Origin of the sequence: Streptomyces sp. NPDC089799, assembly GCF_040684755.1 — a bacterium.
Lineage (GTDB): Bacteria > Actinomycetota > Actinomycetes > Streptomycetales > Streptomycetaceae > Streptomyces.
This window is the reverse complement of record NZ_JBFBGR010000004.1, coordinates 59,827-76,974: the sequence shown is the minus strand read 5'-3', so window position 1 is coordinate 76,974 and position 17,148 is coordinate 59,827. Positions and strand designations below refer to the sequence as shown.

Below are 17,148 nucleotides of genomic sequence, written 5' to 3'. Positions count from 1 at the left end.
GGGGGACGGCGGCTTCGGCGGGTGCACGGGGCACCCCGGTGGTCCCGGAGGACCGGGTGGTCCCGGAGGACCGGGTGGGACTACTCCCACTCGATGGTGCCCGGGGGCTTGCTGGTGCAGTCCAGGACCACGCGGTTCACGTCCGGCACCTCGTTGGTGATCCGGGTGGAGATCCGCGCGAGGACCTCGTACGGCATGCGCGTCCAGTCCGCGGTCATGGCGTCCTCGGAGGACACCGGGCGCAGCACGATCGGGTGGCCGTAGGTGCGGCCGTCGCCCTGGACGCCAACGCTGCGGACGTCGGCGAGCAGCACGACCGGGCACTGCCAGATCTCGCGGTCCAGGCCGGCCGAGGTCAGCTCCTCGCGGGCGATGGCGTCGGCCTCGCGCAGCAGGTCCAGGCGGTCCCTGGTGACCTCGCCGACGATGCGGATGCCCAGGCCGGGGCCGGGGAACGGCTGGCGCTGGACGATCTCGTCGGGCAGGCCGAGCTCCTGGCCGACCATGCGGACCTCGTCCTTGAAGAGCTGGCGCAGCGGCTCGACGAGCTTGAACTCCAGGTCCTCGGGGAGACCGCCGACGTTGTGGTGCGACTTGATGTTGGCGGTGCCGGTGCCGCCGCCGGACTCGACGATGTCCGGGTACAGGGTGCCCTGGACCAGGAACTCCACCGGGGTGTCGTGCGGGGCCTCGGCGATGATCTCGGCCTGGGCCTGCTCGAAGACGCGGATGAACTCGCGGCCGATGATCTTGCGCTTCTCCTCGGGGTCGGAGACCCCGGCGAGCGCGCTGAGGAACCGCTCCTGCGCGTCGACGACCTTGAGCCGGACGCCGGTCGCGGCGACGAAGTCCTTCTCGACCTGCTCGGTCTCGCCCTTGCGCATCAGGCCGTGGTCGACGTACACGCAGGTCAGCTGGGAGCCGATGGCCTTCTGGACCAGGGCTGCGGCGACCGCGGAGTCCACGCCGCCGGACAGGCCGCAGATGGCGCGCTTGTCGCCGACCTGCTCGCGGATGGCCGCGATCTGCTCCTCGACGATGGAGCCGGTGGTCCAGCTGGGGGCGAGGCCGGCGCCGCGGTAGAGGAAGTGCTCCAGGATCTGCTGGCCGTGCGTGGAGTGCATGACCTCGGGGTGGTACTGGACCCCGTACAGCTTCTTCTCGTCGTTCTCGAAGGCGGCGACCGGCACGACGTTGGTCGAGGCGGTGACGGTGAAGCCCTCGGGGGCGGCGGAGCAGGCGTCGCCGTGGGACATCCACACCGACTGGTGCTCGGGGGTGCCCTCGAACAGGGTCGAGCCCTGCTTGCTGACGGACAGCGGGGTCCGGCCGTACTCACGGGCGCCGGTGTTGTCGACGGTCCCGCCGAGGGTGGTGGCCATCAGCTGGAAGCCGTAGCACATGCCGAAGACCGGGACCCCGGCCTCGAAGATGGCGCGGTCGAGCTGCGGGGCGCCCTCTTCGTACACGGAGGACGGGCCGCCGGAGAGGATGATCGCCTTGGGGTTCTTCGCCAGCATCTCGGCGACGGGCATCGTGCTGGGCACGATCTCGCTGTAGACCCGGGCCTCACGGACGCGGCGGGCGATGAGCTGGGCGTACTGCGCGCCGAAGTCGACGACGAGGACGACGTCCGGTGCGGCGGAGGATGCGACTGGCACGGGGCGGCCTTCCGGCGGAAAGAGGGTGTTGTGTGTTGTCGATTCTAACGGGGGACGGGTGGCCCGATTCGTCTCACCATCCGAACCTGCTTGGCCGGGCGGAGCCCCCGTTGTAATAATCCGTACCGTGCGCGAGCAGCTGAGCTTCCTCTTTACCTATGGCACCGGTCGGTCCGGTCGCCATGGGTCCGCGTGATGCTCGCCTGAGCCGCAGACTTCGCAGAGCGCCCCGGTCCGACAGGACCGGGGCGCTCTCGCGTTCCCGCACCTCCTGTCGGACACCCCCGAACACACCGACACCACGACCCGAGACACACCGGACACCGCAGGAGAGACCCATGAGCACCGTCACCACCACCCCCGAGCAGCTGATCGCCGACTCCCGTGCCCGCATCGACGCGATCGACGACCGGATCATCGGGCTGATCCAGGAGCGGATGGCCGTCTCCGCCGTGATCCAGGAGGCCCGGATCACCTCCGGCGGGCGCCGGGTGCACCTGTCCCGCGAGATGGAGGTCCTCGGCCACTGGAGCGAGGCCCTGGGCAAGCCGGGCACCTCGCTGGCGATGACCCTGCTGGAGCTGTGCCGCGGCCGGGTCTGAGCGCCTGTTCGTCACCCGTACGGACCGTGACCGGCCCCGGGCGCCTTCGTTGGTGAGGGTGTCACGCGTGGCTCCGCCGGAGCGATGAGACGTACGCCCCGTGGAGCGTGCGTCGTGGGACCTCGCTGCGGCGCGTGACCGGACGGCAGGGGACAGCAGCCCGGTCACCTCATGAAGGACGGCCGGCTCCGGGGACGCCCGGGGCCGGCCGTTCCGTCGCCTTCCGCGGACTCCCCCCGGGGTCCGCGTCGGACTCCCCCCGGGGTCCGCGGCACGGTCGGGGCGGGTACCGCGCTCCCCCTCCGAGCGCGGTCCCCACCGATCGCACCTGGATGACCCGCCACCGGTCCCGATGGTTGTACGGAAAAGCCTGCAGGCGGGTGTGTCCTCGATCACACGGCGGAACGTGCAGCTCCGACGCGGGGGTGCCGGTCTCGACGGACATGAGAAAGCGACTCTCCCTGCTGGCCGCCGCCGGCCTGATCGGCGCCGGGGCCGCGGTGCCGGCCGGGGCTGCCGGGGCCAACGGGGCCACGGGGTACGACTACCGTCTGTACACCCCTTACGAAGAGCTGTTCCTGAGCCCATACAAGGAGGCCGGGAACGCCACCCCGATGCGCGTCGACTTCGCGGTGTCCGGCGATTCCGCCCGACCTCCCGTCGACGCCGCGTACCGGGTGGACCTGAGCGGGATCAAGGGCATCGCGGACGTCGCGCTGCCCGACGTACCCGCCAACAAGGGCTGTCTCCTGGGCGGGGCCGCCGTGGTCTGCGTGAAGAAGGGGGCCTCGGACCAGGACGTGGTCTCCCTGGACGTCACGGCCGCCAAGGGCACGCGGGGCGACGAATCCGGCAAGATCACCGTCACCGGCCGGGCTGCCAACGGCACCTTCACTTCCGGCACGACCACCGTCACCGTGAACGGGACCGACCTCGCCCTGGAGAAGCTCCCCCTCAAGGCCGACCCTGCCGTCGGTGAGCGGCAGCGGCTCCGGCCCGTCATCCGGAACGCCGGCACGGTCCCGCTCAAGGCGATCGAGTTCGGCATCTACACCTCGCACGGCATGACCCTGGAGGGTGACTACGGCAACTGCCGCGACGAGAAGTGGCGGGTGGTCTGCCAGGTGGAGGGCGACTTCCTGCCCGGGACCACCTACGAGGTCTCGCCGACGACCCCGCTGGGTCTCACGGCCAACTCCGGCGCCTTCCGCGAGGACCTCTTCTACCAGGTCGGCCACAACCTGGAGTACAGGATCCCGCAGCGGCCGAAGCCGAAGCTGGAGCTGGTGCCGCGTCCGGCCCCGAACGCCCTGCGCACCCCCGACCTCACCCCCGGCGACAACCACCACCGCGAGCGGTTCACCGTCGCCAACTCGGCCGACCTCGCGGTCCGGGACACCGCCGTCACCGGGCGTCCCGGCCGGACGGTGAAGGTTCCGCTCGGCTTCCGGAACTACGGCCCGGGGTGGATGGAGAACCCGTACGACAGCAACGTCGACTCCCGGGCCTTCCCCGGAGCCTTCTTCGACGTACGGCTGCCGGAGGGCGTCTCGGCCGCCGAGGCCCCGGACGCCTGCCGGCCCGTCGACGAGAAGGGTGCCGAACTCCCCCGCACCTCCCCCGCCCGCCGGTACATCTGCGAGAGCGGCCAGCGGCTCTTCTGGGAACGGAAGATCGACTTCCCGTTCGAGCTGAAGATCGACGAGGTGGTCGAGGGCGCCAAGGGCTCGCTCACCGTCGGATGGAACACCTGGGGCGGCGGCGCACCCGCCACCGAGGTGAAGCCGGCGAACAACACCGCCGCACTCACCGTGGACGCCGTCACCACCTCGCCGTCGCCCACGACCAGCACCTCGCCGAGCGCGAGCACGGGCCCGACGCCGACCGCGACCCCGACCGGCAGCGGGACGCCGTCGCCGACCTCCTCCGCCTCCGGGTCCGCGACGCCCACCCCCGACGCCACCGGCGACACCGGCACGCCCGCGCCCGACGGGCAGCTGGGCAACACCGGCAGCTCGGCACTGCTGCTCGGGGGCGCGGCCGCCGCCGTCATCGCCGCCGGCGCGGCCCTGGTGCTCGCCGTACGCCGCCGCACCGGGCGGGCCTGAAGGTGAGCGCGTCGGCCGGTGCACGGGGGTCACGGGCCGGCGCGCTCCTCGCCTTCCTGGTCACGGCCGCCGTTTCGGCGGGACCTCCGGGACCGCCAGGAACGGCAGCCGGAGCGCGCCGAAGGCGTCCTTCGGCACCACCGGGCTCGCCGGTTCCACCGCCGAGAGGCGCTCGTACGCCGCACCCTGCGCGGGCCGCGGGTCGGCCTCACCCCTGTTCGGCCAGTACGACATGGCCCGCTCCGCCTGGGCGGTGATCGTCAGCGAGGGGTTCACGCCCAGGTTCGCGGAGACCGCCGAACCGTCCACCACCGAGATGCCCGGGTAGCCGTACAGCCGGTGGTAGGGGTCCACCACGCCCTCCTCCGGGGAGGCCCCGATCGGGCAGCCGCCGAGGAAGTGGGCGGTCATCGGGGTGCCCATCAGCTCGCCCACGTTGCTGCCGGGGAAGCCGTTGATCTCCTCGGCGAGCAGGGTGGCGGTGCGGGTGGCGTCCTCGATCTGCGTCGGATTGGGCTCGCCGTGGCCCTGGCGGGCGGTGAGCAGGCCCTTCCCGATGCCGCGCGGCTTGCGGTACGTGGTCAGCGAGTTGTCCACCGACTGCATGATCAGGCCGATGATGGTGCGTTCGGACCAGCGCCGGGTGGACAGCGAGCGCAGCAGCTGCACCGGGTGCGCGGCGGTCCGGCCGAACCAGGCGGCCACCCGGTGCTTGGTGTAAGGGACCTGAAGGACCGTCAGGAGCCCCATCGCGTTGGATCCCCTGCCGTAGCGGACCGGCTCGATGTGGGTGTCCTCGTCGGGGTGCACCGAGGACGTGATCGCCACGCCCCGGGTGAAGTCCGCCCGCCGGTCCCGGCCGTACTTGCGGCGGTAGCGCCGGTCATCGGTCTGGGCGCCCACCAGGCCCTCGGAGTTGGTCCGGGTCAGGTCGCCCAGCCGGCCGGAGAGGCGCGGGAGTTCCCCGCGGTCCTTCATGGTGTGCAGCAGGGTCTGGGTGCCGTACGTCCCGGCCGCGAGGACGACCTGCCGGGCGCGGAGCACCTTCGCCCGGCCGCGCCGCCGGTCGTCGGTGGGGACGGTGCGGACCCGGTAGCCGCCGCCGGGGTGCTCGGCCAGGGCGGTCACGGTGGTCATCGGGTGGATGACCGCGCCCGCGCGCTCCGCGAGGTGCAGGTAGTTCTCGTTGAGGGTGTTCTTCGCGCCGTGCCGGCAGCCGGTCATGCACTCGCCGCACTCGGTGCACGCCTTCCGAGAGGGTCCGGCCCCGCCGAAGTAGGGGTCGGGCGCCTCCTCGCCGGCCCGGGCGGTGGACCTGCCGTCGGCGTCCCGGCCGTCCCCGAAGAACACGGCGACCGGGGCCAGGTGGAAGGTGTCGCCGACGCCCATCTTCTCGGCGACCGACTTCAGGTGGACGTCGGAAGGGGTCATGGTCGGGTTGAGCCGCACCCCGAGCATCCGCTTGGCCTGGTCGTAGTAGGGGGCCAGTTCCTCCCGCCAGTCCGTGATGCCGGACCACTGCCGGTCCTCGAAGAAGGCCGCCGGGGGCACGTAGTGGGTGTTGGCATAGTTGAGCGAGCCGCCGCCGACCCCGGCGCCGGCCAGCACCATCACCTTGCCGAGCAGGTGGATCCGCTGGATCCCGTACAGGCCCAGGGCGGGCGCCCACAGGTAGTTCCGCAGGTCCCACGAGTTCCGCGGGAGGGCGTCGCGGGTGAAGCGGCGGCCCGCCTCCAGGACGCCGACGCGGTATCCCTTCTCGGTCAGCCGGAGGGCCGAGACGGCACCGCCGAATCCCGATCCGATGACGATGACGTCGTAGTCGTAGTCGTAGTCGGGGTCGTAGGCGGAGTCGTGGTCGGGGTCGTGACCGTGGTCTTGGCCGTGGTCTTGGCCGTGGGGGCCGTTGTGCTCGTCGTGCTTCCGGTCGTGCTCCTTGCCGAACGACACTGGCGCAACTCCTAGCGCATGCGAAGGGCCTTCATGACCTTGAGGCCGCGGGTCATCAGGGCGGCGTACTTCTCGTCGTCCATGCCGAGCGAGGGCGCCATCGGGAGGAGCCGCTGGTGGGCGACGGTCTGCGCCTCGGTGAACTTGAGGATCCCCTCGGAGCCGTGCCGGCGGCCCAGTCCGGACTCCTTCATGCCGCCCATCGGCGACTGCACGCTGCCGTAGGTGGGCGCGTAGCCCTCGTTGATGTTGACGGTGCCGGTGCGCAGCCGGGCGGCGACCGCGTGGCCGCGCCGGGCGTCCTTGGTCCACACGCTGGAGTTCAGGCCGTACGGGGTCGCATTGGCCAGCGCGATCGCCTCGTCCTCGTCGGTGAACCGGTAGACGGAGACGACCGGGCCGAAGGTCTCCTCGGCGCACACCGCCATGGGCGCCTCCACCCCGTCGAGGATGGTCGGCTCGTAGAACAGCGGGCCGATGTCGGGGCGGGCCGCACCGCCGGCCACCAGGGTGGCGCCCTTGGCGACGGCCTCGTCGACGTGCCTGGTCACGGTCTCCAGCTGGCGCTCGCCGACCAGCGAGCCCATGTCCGCGCCGTAGGCGAGGGAGGCGCCGAGGCGCATCGCCCGGGTGCGGGCGGCGAACCGCTCCAGGAAGGCGTCCGCGATCGAGGCGTGCACGTACAGCCGCTCGATGGAGATGCAGAGCTGGCCGGCGGAGGAGAAGCAGGCGCGGACGGCGCCCTGGGCGGCCTTCTCCACGTCGGCGTCGTGCAGGACGAGCATGGCGTTCTTGCCGCCGAGCTCCAGCGAGACGCCGACCAGGCGGGCGGCCGCGCCCTTGGCGACCTCGCGGCCGGTGCGGGTGGAGCCGGTGAAGGAGACGTAGTCGGCGTGCCGGACCACCTCGGGGCCGACCACCGGTCCCTCGCCGATCACCACCTGGAAGACCGCGGCGGGCAGCCCGGCCTCGATCAGCAGGTCCTTGGCCCACAGGGCGGTCAGGGCGGTCTCGGTGTCGGGCTTCATCACGACCGCGTTGCCGGAGACGAAGGCGGGCAGCGCGTCGCCGACCGACAGTTCCAGAGGGTAGTTCCAGGGCGCGATCTGGCCGATGACCCCGCGCGGCTGGCGCAGTTCGGTGACCTTGGTGAGCACGGGCACGGCGCCGGTGTGCCGCTTGGGCCGCAGGTAGGCGGGGGCCTTGCGGCCGTAGTGGCGGGCGGCCACGGCGACGGCCATCAGCTCTTCGTAGGCGTGCAGACGGGCCTTGCCGGTCTCCAGCTGGATCAGGTCGAGGATCTCGGCCTGGCGGGCGAGCAGGAGGTCGTGGAAGCGGAGCAGTACGCCGCACCGCGCGCGGACCGGCAGGGCCGCCCAGGCGGGCTGGGCGGCGCGGGCCCGCTCGAAGGCGGTGGCGACGTCCTCGGCCGTGGCCTCCGGGAGCGCGGCGAGCTCGGCCCCGGTGAAGGGGGTGTGGTTGGCGGTCCGCCCGGAGCCGGCCGCCCCGCGGGTGAGCCGGGCCACCAGCTCGGGGGTGACCACGTCGGCGGCCGTACGGGCGCCTGCCGGGGCGGCGGCGACCGGATTGGTGGGCTCCGGCGCGGTCCGGAGCGGGGCGGCGGGGGCCTGCAAGTCCGTCATGCGGGTGAGCGTATTGCGCCCGGATGACTTTGGGTACCCGGTGGTAACCGCATTTTCGGATTCATGCCAGCAATCGGTGGCACGGTCGGCCGGAACGCTTCGCTCTGGCCGGATCCGGCCGGTCAGCGGGAGGCGGGCTGCCAGCCGCTGAGCGCCGTGTCGAACTGCGACCGGGTGGTTGTCCAGTCCGCGGCCGGGCCCGCCATGAAGATCGCGTACTCCTTGCCGTCCGGGCCGATGTACATCTGGTCGATGGCCCGCCGCGGACCGGGGAAGTCCTTCTTCTCCTGCCAGCTGAACTCCCACAGGGCCGCCATGGTGGTGCCCTGGAAGGTGTTCGGGTGCAGGGTCTCCTTCCGGTAGGCGGACCGGGCGCTCACCTGCTTCTCCAGGTCGAGCAGGTGGGCGTAGGGGTCCTTGTAGTCGGGGGTCGGGTCGACGCTGATCCGGATGCGGTGCTTGCCGTTGTCCGGGGTGTAGTCGATCTGGTCCCCGTCCGTCTGGCGCTTCCAGCCGTTGGGGACGAAGAGGGTGAAGCCCGCCGGGTCCTTGGCCTTGTGCCAGCCGGACGGCGCGGTCTTGGCGGGCTGCCCCTTGGCGTCCCCGCCCGTCTTGCCCTTCGTACCGGCATCGGCTCCGCCGGTGTCCGCCCCGCCCGAGTCCGCGCCGCCGGTCACCGTGCCGCCGCGGCCGGAGTCCTTGCCGTCCTGCGCGTCGAGGTAGGTGATGACGCCGTAGGCCGCCCCGCCGCCGAGCAGGGCGGCGACCAGGGCGACGGCCGCGCCGCGGCGCAGTCGGCCGCTCCGGCGCTCGGGCGCGGCGGGGGCACCTGCGCCGGGGCCGGGGACGGTGTTGTACGGGCCCGGCTGGGCCGGGTGGCCCGCCTGGGCGGCGTGACCGGTGTGGCCGGCATGGCTTGCGTGGCTGCCGTGACTCGTGTGGTTGCCGCGGCCCGCGTCGGCGGAGCCGGTCAGCCGGGCCGTGGATCGTGCGCCGCTCCCGGACCCGCCTGCGGTCGCGGTGGTCGCGGCCCCGCCCCCGGTCCCGCTGCCCGGGCCGCCGGCCGCGCCGGAGGCACCGCCCATGCCGGATGCGGGCCCGGCACCGTGCGCGGAGACGTGCGCGGGGCCGGACCCCTGCGCGGGAACCCTTCCGGGGCGCGGCCCCGGGCGCCCGGGGCGGCCACCGGGGCCACCCGCCGGCCCGGACGCGGCGGCGGAGCCACCGCCGGGGGCATCCGCGGCGAGCCCGTCCCGGTCCTCGGCGGGCAGCGTCTGGGTCGGCACGAACGCCTGTGCCGCCTTCGGCTCGCGTCCCTCCATCGCCTCCAGCAGCATCCGCTCGGCCTCGGCCGCCGACGGCCGCTGCGCCGGGTTCTTGCGCAGCAGGGCCGTGATGACCGGCCCGAGGGCCTCCGCCTGCCGTGGCGGCGGGGGTTCGTCGTTGACCACGGCCGCCAGGCTGGAGATCGGCGAGGTCCGGCGGAACGGCGAGCGGGCCTCGACCGCCGTGTAGAGGGTGGCCCCGAGCGACCAGAGGTCGGAGGCCGGGTCGGGGGCTCCGCCGGTCACCCGCTCGGGCGCCAGGTAGTCGATGGAGCCGACGAGTTCGCCGGTGCGGGTGATCGTGGCGTCGCCCTCGATGGCGGCGATGCCGAAGTCGGTGAGGAGCACCCGGCCGTCCCGGGCCAGCAGCACGTTGCCCGGCTTCACGTCCCGGTGCAGCACGCCCACGGCGTGCGCGGCGCGCAGCGCGCCCAGGACGTGCAGGCCGATGCGCGCGGCCTCGCGGGGTTCGATCCGCCCGGCCGCCTTGGCGGCATCGGCCAGCGAAGGACCGTCGATGTACTCCATGACGATCCACGGCCGGTCGTCGTGCTCGAACACGTCGTGGACGGTGACCACCGCCGGGTGCGCGATGCGCGCGGCGGCCCGGGCCTCCTTCTGGGTCCGTGCGTGCAGGACCGCGCGGTCGGCCTCGGTGACGTACAGGCCGGCCGTCAGTTCCTTGACGGCGACGGTGCGGTGCAGCAGTTCGTCATGCGCCCGCCAGACCTTGCCCATGCCGCCGCGGCCGATGGGCTCCACGAGCCGGTACCGGTTCGCGAGGGTCTCGCCCTCGGCTGTGCTGTGTTCCACGAATTCCCGCCGCTCTCCGCACTTCGATCGTCAGGTTACGGAGCGCGCGGGTATGACCGAAGCCATGCGGGGCCGATAAGACAGCACTGTGACGCAATCGCCGTAGTGACAGGTGATCAGAATGGTATCGACGGTGCGTCAACCTCCCATCCGATAACTCCCCGTGGCCCTGCCGAACACCTCGGTGACCTTGTCCTGCTGGTCCTGCGGGCCCAGCACCATCACCACGTGGTAGCGGCCGCCGAGCGCCGCGACGTGGTTGCGGACGTAGAGGCTGCGCCCGGTCGCGTCGGTCCACGTGTACGTGCCCTCGGCGGTCAGCTTCTGTCCCACCCTGGTCTGCTTGGTGCCGGTGGAGGTGGCCCAGGTCGACATGCGGAACGGGTCCAGTTCGCGCTCCTTGTTCTTCTGGTAGGAGAGCGGGTCCGGGGTGCCGTCGATGGCGTCCCGGCCGGGGACCACGATGAGTTCGTAGGTGCCGTCGGAGTAACGGACCTGCCCGGCGTCGTTCTTGGCGCTCCGCTCCCAGCCGCTGGGGACGAGCATCCGGAACCCCTCGGGATCCTGGGCGACGGTGTAGCCGGCGGGGGCCGGGGCGGAGGGCTGCGGGGCAGGGGTGCCGCCGGGCCCGCCGGAGGCGGCGGGCGGCTGGGCGGACGCCTTGGGCGGGACGGGCGAAGAGGGCGACTGCGACGGGGTGTTCGGCTCGTCGGGCGCGGAACTCGCCTGCCCCGCCGGGCCGGAGTTCGCCGCGCCCTTCGTCTCGTCCGCCTCCGGCAGGAAGAGCATGGCGAAGGCCACCAGGGCGGCGAGCCCGAGCAGGATCCCGAGCAGCAGGTTCCGCCCGAGCGAGCGGGGGCCGCGGGGAGTCCGCGCAGCCTTCTCCTGCCGGTGGCGGCCGTGGTGGACCTCGGCGCGGCGCCGTACGATCGGCAGCCGCGCGGGGTCGGGGGCGGGCAGCGGGACCGTCCGGTCGCTGCCGTCGGGCTCGGGGGCGGAGCGTACGAGCGACCTCAGCCAGCCGCGCAGTTCCTCGAAGTCGGGGCGTTCGGTGGGGTCCTGGCGCAGCAGCGACTCGACGACGGGCCGCAGCGGCCCGCACTCCTCCGCGAAGGCGGGCGGCTCGGCGCACACCATCTCGACGAGCTCGGCGGCGCTGTCCTCGGGGTAGGGGGCGTGGCCCTGGACGCAGCGGTAGAGCAGGGCGCCGAGCGCCCACAGGTCGGTGGCCGGGCCGACGGGCGCGGCCAGTTGCCAGTTCCCCTGGACCGGGCGTGCCTGCTCGGGCGCCCACCGCTCGGTGACGGCCCCGACGACGGTGATCCGCGTCTGCCGGGCCCGCTCGGCGGCCAGCCCGGAACCGGGCCCGGGCCCGGAGCCCCACCGCGTCTGCGACACCCGGGCGGGATGGCCGACGGGGACCGGAGCAGGGGCCGCTACGCCCCTGTCGGGCCGGGCGGGCACGTCGGAGGACAGCGGGGCGCGGTCCCGGGCGGTGGCCTGCACGGGGGCTTGGCCCCTGGCCTGCGCCGGGGGTCGGCCCTCCGCCGCGGTCCGGTCCCCCGCCGGGAGTCGGCCCTGCCCCTGGGCGGGGACGGACGGACGCGGGTGTGCCGGGGACGGTGTCCGCTCGTCGGCTCGGACCGGCTGCGGCTGCGCGCCCGGAGCGGGAGCGCGCGACGGAGCGCCGGTTTCGTCGGCCTGCCGGTACCCCTGCGGGAGCGGGAACCGCTCGGGCAGACCGGGGCGGGCGTACGGCACCGGCGGCACCGCGATGGGGCCGTCGCCGCGCCCTCCCGGCCCGGCCTCCGGCCGGCCTTCGGCCCGCGCCGACGCCTGCGGTCGCGGCGTCGCACCGTGCCAGGGGGTGGCGTCCGCACCGTCCGCACCGCCCATGGGGTCCCGGCCGACCATGGTGTCCGGGACACCCGTGGGGTCCGGACGGCCGGGGCCGGCCGGGAGGGCAGCGGCCGCGGCGCGGCCCTGAGCGTCCGGGCCCGTCCGGGTTCCGCGGTCGGCCTGCCCATCGGTCTGCCCATTTGCCTGCCCACCGGGCCCGGCCCGGTACCCCGGTCCGTCGTCGGAGTCGGGCCATGGCCGAACGACCGGCCCCGCCTGGGTTCGCGGCCCCGCCGAGCCGTCCGGCACGCCGGCACCCGCCTGACGACCGGGCTCGGCCCGAGCGCCCCACCCGGCCTGACCGCCCGGTCCGGCCCCGGTGCCCACGGCGCCCCGGGTCCCGGGCCCGTCCGGGGAGCCCGGTCCGCCGAAAGATCCCGTCTCCGGACGGACATCCGCGCCTGCCCGCGCCTCCGACCCGGCCTGGGCATCCCAGCCGGACCGACCGTCCGGGTCGGCACCGGGGCCCGTGCCCGTCCGGGGGCCCGGACCTGCAGGTATGCCCGTCCCCACCTGGGCGCCCGGCCCTCCGTGGGGAGCCGGACCGGCGGAAGTGTCCAGGGGGGCGCCGATGGCAGGGGCGGCTTCGATGCCCGGCACGGCGTAGGGGCCGGGCTCGGCCGGGACGCCCGGGCCTTCCTGCTTCGCCGGGCCGCCGCCGTAGGGGTAGGAGTAGCCCTGCGGCAGGTTGGACCCGCGCGGGCGCGGCGGCTCCTGCCCTGCCGCGGCCCGCTTCTCCTCCATGACCCGTGCGGTGGCGGCCCGGGTCCCGGCCCGGTACGCCGCCACGGCTCCGGCCCGCGCTGCGGCCGTCAGGTCCGGCCGGTCCTCGGCCCGGCGTCCCGGGGTGATCCGGTCGGCGTAGGCGGGCCCCTGGGGGCCGGGCGCGGCCGTGGCGGCGCCCTGGGACGGAGCCGTACCGGCTCCCGCGGAGGCGGGCGTACCCGTCCCCGGAGCAGCCTGTCCCGCGGCCAGTGCCGCCAGCCCCGCACCGGAGGTCCCGCCGTAGCCGGCGTTCGCCCCGGAGGGGGCACCGGCGCCCGCCGGATCCGCTCCGGCCGGGCCGGGGGCGGCGGCGTCGGATGCCTGCCGGTCCGGGAGGGCTGCGCCGGCAACGGCGCTACCGGGCGGGGCCTGACCGGGCACGAGCGGCCCGTGGCCGGTGAGCCCGTGGCCGGTGCCGCCGGGCGGGAGGGCGTGGGTGGGGTCCGCCGGGGCCGAGGCCGCGCCCGGAGCGGCGGGCCGCGGGACGGCCGGCGGGATCGGGCCCGTGGGCCACGGCGGGGCGGAGGTCCCGGGGGCGCCGGGGGCGTCGGCCGAACCGGCGGGCGTCTCGTCGGGCGGAGGCACCGGGTCGTAGCCGCACAGCGCTTCCTCCGCCGCCCCCGCGGCCAGGCCGGTCAGGACGACCCGGCCGTCGTCGCATATCAGCACCGTGCGCATGGTGATGTTGCGGTGCGTCCAGCCGTGCGCGTGCAGCACCCGCAGCGCGGTCAGCACGTCGGACGCGACCTCCGCCGCGCGGTAGGGGCTCAGCGGCGCGTCCGCGATCAGTGCCGCCAGCGGCCGCGCCGGGACGAGTTCGCTGACGATCCACAGCGAGCCGCCCTCGGCGAACACGTCGAAGACCTGGTCCAGCCGGGGGTGGTCCGGGATCCGGGCCGCGGCCTGCGCCGCCTCGATCGCCCGCCGGACCGCCGGCAGTTCACCCGGCTGCTCCCCCGCCGCCGGGCCGCCCGGCACGGGCCGCTCCGGCCGGCCGCCGTCGATCAGCTCGGCGTCCACGACCTCGGGTAACGGCACCTGGCGGACCAGTACTTCCTGCCCGCTCCGCGTGTCAAAAGCACGGGTCTCGACCAGTTCGTACGCATCGGAAGGCGGCAACGGCAGACGATAACGGCCGGCCAGGATCCGCCCCGCGTAATCGTCCACTTCGCCTCCCCCCGAGTCTCCCGCGGCCCACTGACACGATACGTCGCACGGCCCGCCCGCGGGCCGGATCCGGCGAGGTCAGCCACCCCGGACCCGGCCGGACGGCCGTCGACGGCCGTCAGCGAACCTCCGCTGACGTCAGCGCACGTCCACCGCCCTCAACCGCCGTCGGCAGACGGTCAGTCCACCACCTTGAAGGTGTCGAAGGCCGTGTTGCGCAGCTGCGTGCACTCCGCGCCGTCCCACTGGTCGGCGGCGCAAGTGATCATGATGGCGTAGCCGTGGCTGTCGTCCACCTTGAAGCCCCGGTTGAGCACCCGGACCCGCACGCCGTTCTGCTCGCGCTCGAACACCCAGTCCGCCACGGTCGGGTAGCCGCGGTAGTCGACCGTGTCGAGCCCCTTCAGCGAGTAGCCCTTGCTGCTGGCCGCGACCGAGTACGCCAGTTCCGCCCACGCCTTCCTGGCGTCGCTGCCCGGGGACTTGTTGTAGTCGACCTGGATCCTCGGGAAGCTGCTGTCGTCCCGGGCGTACTTCATGCCCGAGTTCGCGCCGGCGGTGCCTATCTCCTTGAAGGAGTCCGGCATCGCTATGGAGAAGTGGTACTTGCCGTTGGTGACCGTCGTGTAGCCGGCGGGCAGGCTGCCCGGCCCGGACGGCACACCCGGGGTCTCGCCGATGCCGGGGATCGTGCCCGGCGTGCCGGAGGAGCCTCCGATCCCGGCTCCGGAACCGGAGGAGCCGGTGCTCTGGCCCGGATCGGGCGTGCTGCCGCCGGTGCCCTGGGTCCCGCCGCTGGCCTGGCCGGTGCCGCCGGTGCCGCCGGTCCCTCCATCGCCCTTGCTGTCGGAGCCCTTGCCGTCGGAGCCCTTGCTGCCGCCGGGAACGGGGCTGCCCGACACCTTGGTGTCCGGACCGCCGTTCTTCGCGTCCTTGCCGCCCTTCTCGTCATCGCCGCCGCTGATCATCCATGCCACCAGCGAACCGATCACGGCGAGCGCCACCACCACGGCGGCTATCGCCAGCGCGATGGTGCGACGCGGCATCACGTCCGTCAGGGACGCGGCGCCCGGCCGCCCGGAGGAGGGGCCGGCCGGAACCGAAGCGGCGGATCCCGCCGGGGACTTGGCACCGGAGGCCGCGCCGGCCCGGTCCGGGGCCTCGGCGCCGGTCGCCGCCGTGGTGGACACCGCCGCGGCGGCGGCCTTGCGGGCCGCCTTGAGGGCTTCCCGGGCCCGCTCGCGCTGCTCGCGGTCCCGCTTCGCGGCGGCCTTGGCGGCCGCCTTCTCCGCGGCCTTCGTGGCCGCGGCCTGCTCGGCGGCCTCCTTGGCGGCGGTCAGCGAGATCACCCGCGTCTCGTCCGCGGGCGGCGCGGGCTCCTCCTCCGGGGCGTTGATGACCTCGGTCAGCATCACCCGGGCGCGGGCGTCGTCGAGCCGGCGGGCCGGGTCCTTCACCAGCAGGCCGTAGATGACGTCCGCGAGCGGGCCCGCGTTCTTCGGCGGGTCGACCGGCTCGGTCATCACGGCGGTGAGGGTGGCGAGCGCGGAGCCCTTGTCGTACGGCGGGGTGCCTTCCACCGCCGCGTACAGCAGGCCGCCCAGCGACCACATGTCGGCCGGAGGGCCGGGCTTCTGGCCGCGGGCCCGCTCGGGCGAGATGTAGGAGGGCGCGCCGACTAGCATGCCGGTGGAGGTCACCGACGGGTCGCCCTCGACCTGTGCGATGCCGAAGTCGGTGAGGACCACGCGGCCGCTGTTGGAGATGAGGACGTTGGACGGCTTCACGTCCCGGTGCAGGATGCCCTCGCCGTGCGCCGCCTTGAGGACGTCGAGCACCGCGAGGCCGACCTCGGCCGCCCGGCGCGGGGTGAGCGTGCCCTTGTCCCGGATGAACTCGGCCAGCGAGGAGCCCTCGATGAGCTCCATGACGATCCAGGGGCGGCCGTCCTCGTCGACCACGTCGAAGACCGTGACGGCACCGCCGCTGCGGATCCGTGCGATCGCCTTGGCCTCGCGCAGCGTCCGGGTGATCAGACGGCGCTTCTCGTCCTCGTCGACGCCGGAGCTGAAACGGAGCTCCTTGACGGCGACGGTACGGCCGAGGGTCTCGTCGACGGCACGCCAGACGGTGCCCATGCCGCCCTTGCCCAGCACGCGCTCCAGCCGGTAGCGCCGGGCCAGCAGCCGCCCTTCGTCCTCGGCGGTGTCCCCGGTGACGCCCTTCGGCCCGGCCCCGGCCGACACGCCCTTGCCGACGGCCCCGCGCCCGCCACGACCGGCCTCGCCCTTGCCCGCATCGGCCTTGCCCGCACCGGCCTTGCCCGCATCAGCCTTGGCCGGCTCAGCCTTGGTCACATCGGCCTTGGCCGGCTCGGCCTTGACCGCATCAGCCTTTCCGGACACGGACTTGGCCGCATCGGCCTTCACCACATCGACCTTGGCCGACGCCGCCTTCACCGACGCCGCCTCGACCGCATCATCCTCGGCCCGGTCGGCATCGACCGACTCGGCGGCGGCCGATGTCGCTGCCTCCGCCGCCGGTTCCGCTTCGGCCGAAGCGTCCGCGCCGGACTTCGCGGCAGCAGACGTGCTTCCGGCATTCCGCGCCGAGCCGGCACGCTTCCCGGCATCCGCCTTCGCAGCGCCCGACTTGCCCGGCCCGGCCGGCTCAGCCGGCTCGGACTCCGGCACTGCCGACTCCGACGCGGCCGACTCCGACGCGACGGGTTTCGACGCGGCCGACTTCGACACGGCCGACTTCGACGCTGCGGGCTTCGCGAGGTCCGCCTTCGCGCCTCCGGCCTCCGCAGCCTCCGGTTCCGGTTCCGCTTCGGCGGACACCGCAGCACCCGACTCGGCGTCGTCGGGCGCCGGATCCGATCCGGCGCCACCCGGCAGCACCGGATCGCGGTCCGGCCCGGAACCGGCCGGCTTCCGCCCGGTGGCGATCCGTTCCGGTTCCGCCTCGCGGGCGCGGTCGGCGCCCGGCTGTCCGGCGTCCTTCTCCGTCGGCTCCGCCGACGTACGCTTCGTCAGGTCCGGGGTGCGTGTCTCGTCCTCGCTCCCCCGGGAACCAGAGGGCGTGTGCTCCGGCTTCGACATGCGTCCCCTCTGCGATCGTGCCGCCCGATCCGGCCGGCCCGGCGTCCACCGGGTCCCGGCGTAACCCGCCCCGGCCGAAACCTCATTGTTCCTCACTCCGGGACGGACGGG

At 74.2% G+C, this 17,148-nt stretch carries 8 protein-coding genes; 2 read left to right on the top strand and 6 right to left on the bottom strand.

Going from position 1 to position 17,148, the window contains the following annotated elements; genetic code table 11:
* Positions 1 to 80: 80 nt before the first annotated feature.
* Entirely contained in the window at positions 81 to 1,661 is a 1,581-nt protein-coding gene (gene guaA, locus AB0O36_RS04950; protein WP_365104140.1) for a glutamine-hydrolyzing GMP synthase, read from the bottom strand.
* Between the two features lie 182 nt (positions 1,662 to 1,843).
* Between guaA and AB0O36_RS04945 the strand changes: the two genes are divergently transcribed.
* Entirely contained in the window at positions 1,844 to 2,263 is a 420-nt protein-coding gene (locus tag AB0O36_RS04945; protein ID WP_365104658.1) for a chorismate mutase, read from the top strand.
* Positions 2,264 to 2,706: 443 nt separating this feature from the next.
* Positions 2,707 to 4,371, top strand: coding sequence for a hypothetical protein (locus AB0O36_RS04940; protein ID WP_365104137.1), 1,665 nt, complete (start codon positions 2,707 to 2,709; stop codon positions 4,369 to 4,371).
* Between the two features lie 60 nt (positions 4,372 to 4,431).
* On the opposite strand, the gene AB0O36_RS04935 is transcribed toward AB0O36_RS04940, so the two are convergent.
* From AB0O36_RS04935 to AB0O36_RS04915, 5 genes are all read right to left on the bottom strand, one after another.
* On the bottom strand, positions 4,432 to 6,183 hold the full coding sequence (locus tag AB0O36_RS04935; protein ID WP_365104655.1) for a GMC family oxidoreductase: 1,752 nt from the start codon (positions 6,181 to 6,183) through the stop codon (positions 4,432 to 4,434).
* Between the two features lie 149 nt (positions 6,184 to 6,332).
* On the bottom strand, positions 6,333 to 7,964 hold the full coding sequence (locus tag AB0O36_RS04930) for a succinic semialdehyde dehydrogenase (RefSeq protein ID WP_365104134.1): 1,632 nt from the start codon (positions 7,962 to 7,964) through the stop codon (positions 6,333 to 6,335).
* Between the two features lie 122 nt (positions 7,965 to 8,086).
* Positions 8,087 to 10,102, bottom strand: coding sequence for a serine/threonine-protein kinase (locus tag AB0O36_RS04925; protein ID WP_365104131.1), 2,016 nt, complete (start codon positions 10,100 to 10,102; stop codon positions 8,087 to 8,089).
* A gap of 138 nt (positions 10,103 to 10,240) precedes the next feature.
* Positions 10,241 to 13,933, bottom strand: coding sequence for a hypothetical protein (locus AB0O36_RS04920; protein ID WP_365104128.1), 3,693 nt, complete (start codon positions 13,931 to 13,933; stop codon positions 10,241 to 10,243).
* A 179-nt stretch (positions 13,934 to 14,112) separates the two neighbouring features.
* On the bottom strand, positions 14,113 to 17,037 hold the full coding sequence (locus AB0O36_RS04915) for a serine/threonine-protein kinase (RefSeq protein ID WP_365104125.1): 2,925 nt from the start codon (positions 17,035 to 17,037) through the stop codon (positions 14,113 to 14,115).
* Positions 17,038 to 17,148: the final 111 nt, after the last annotated feature.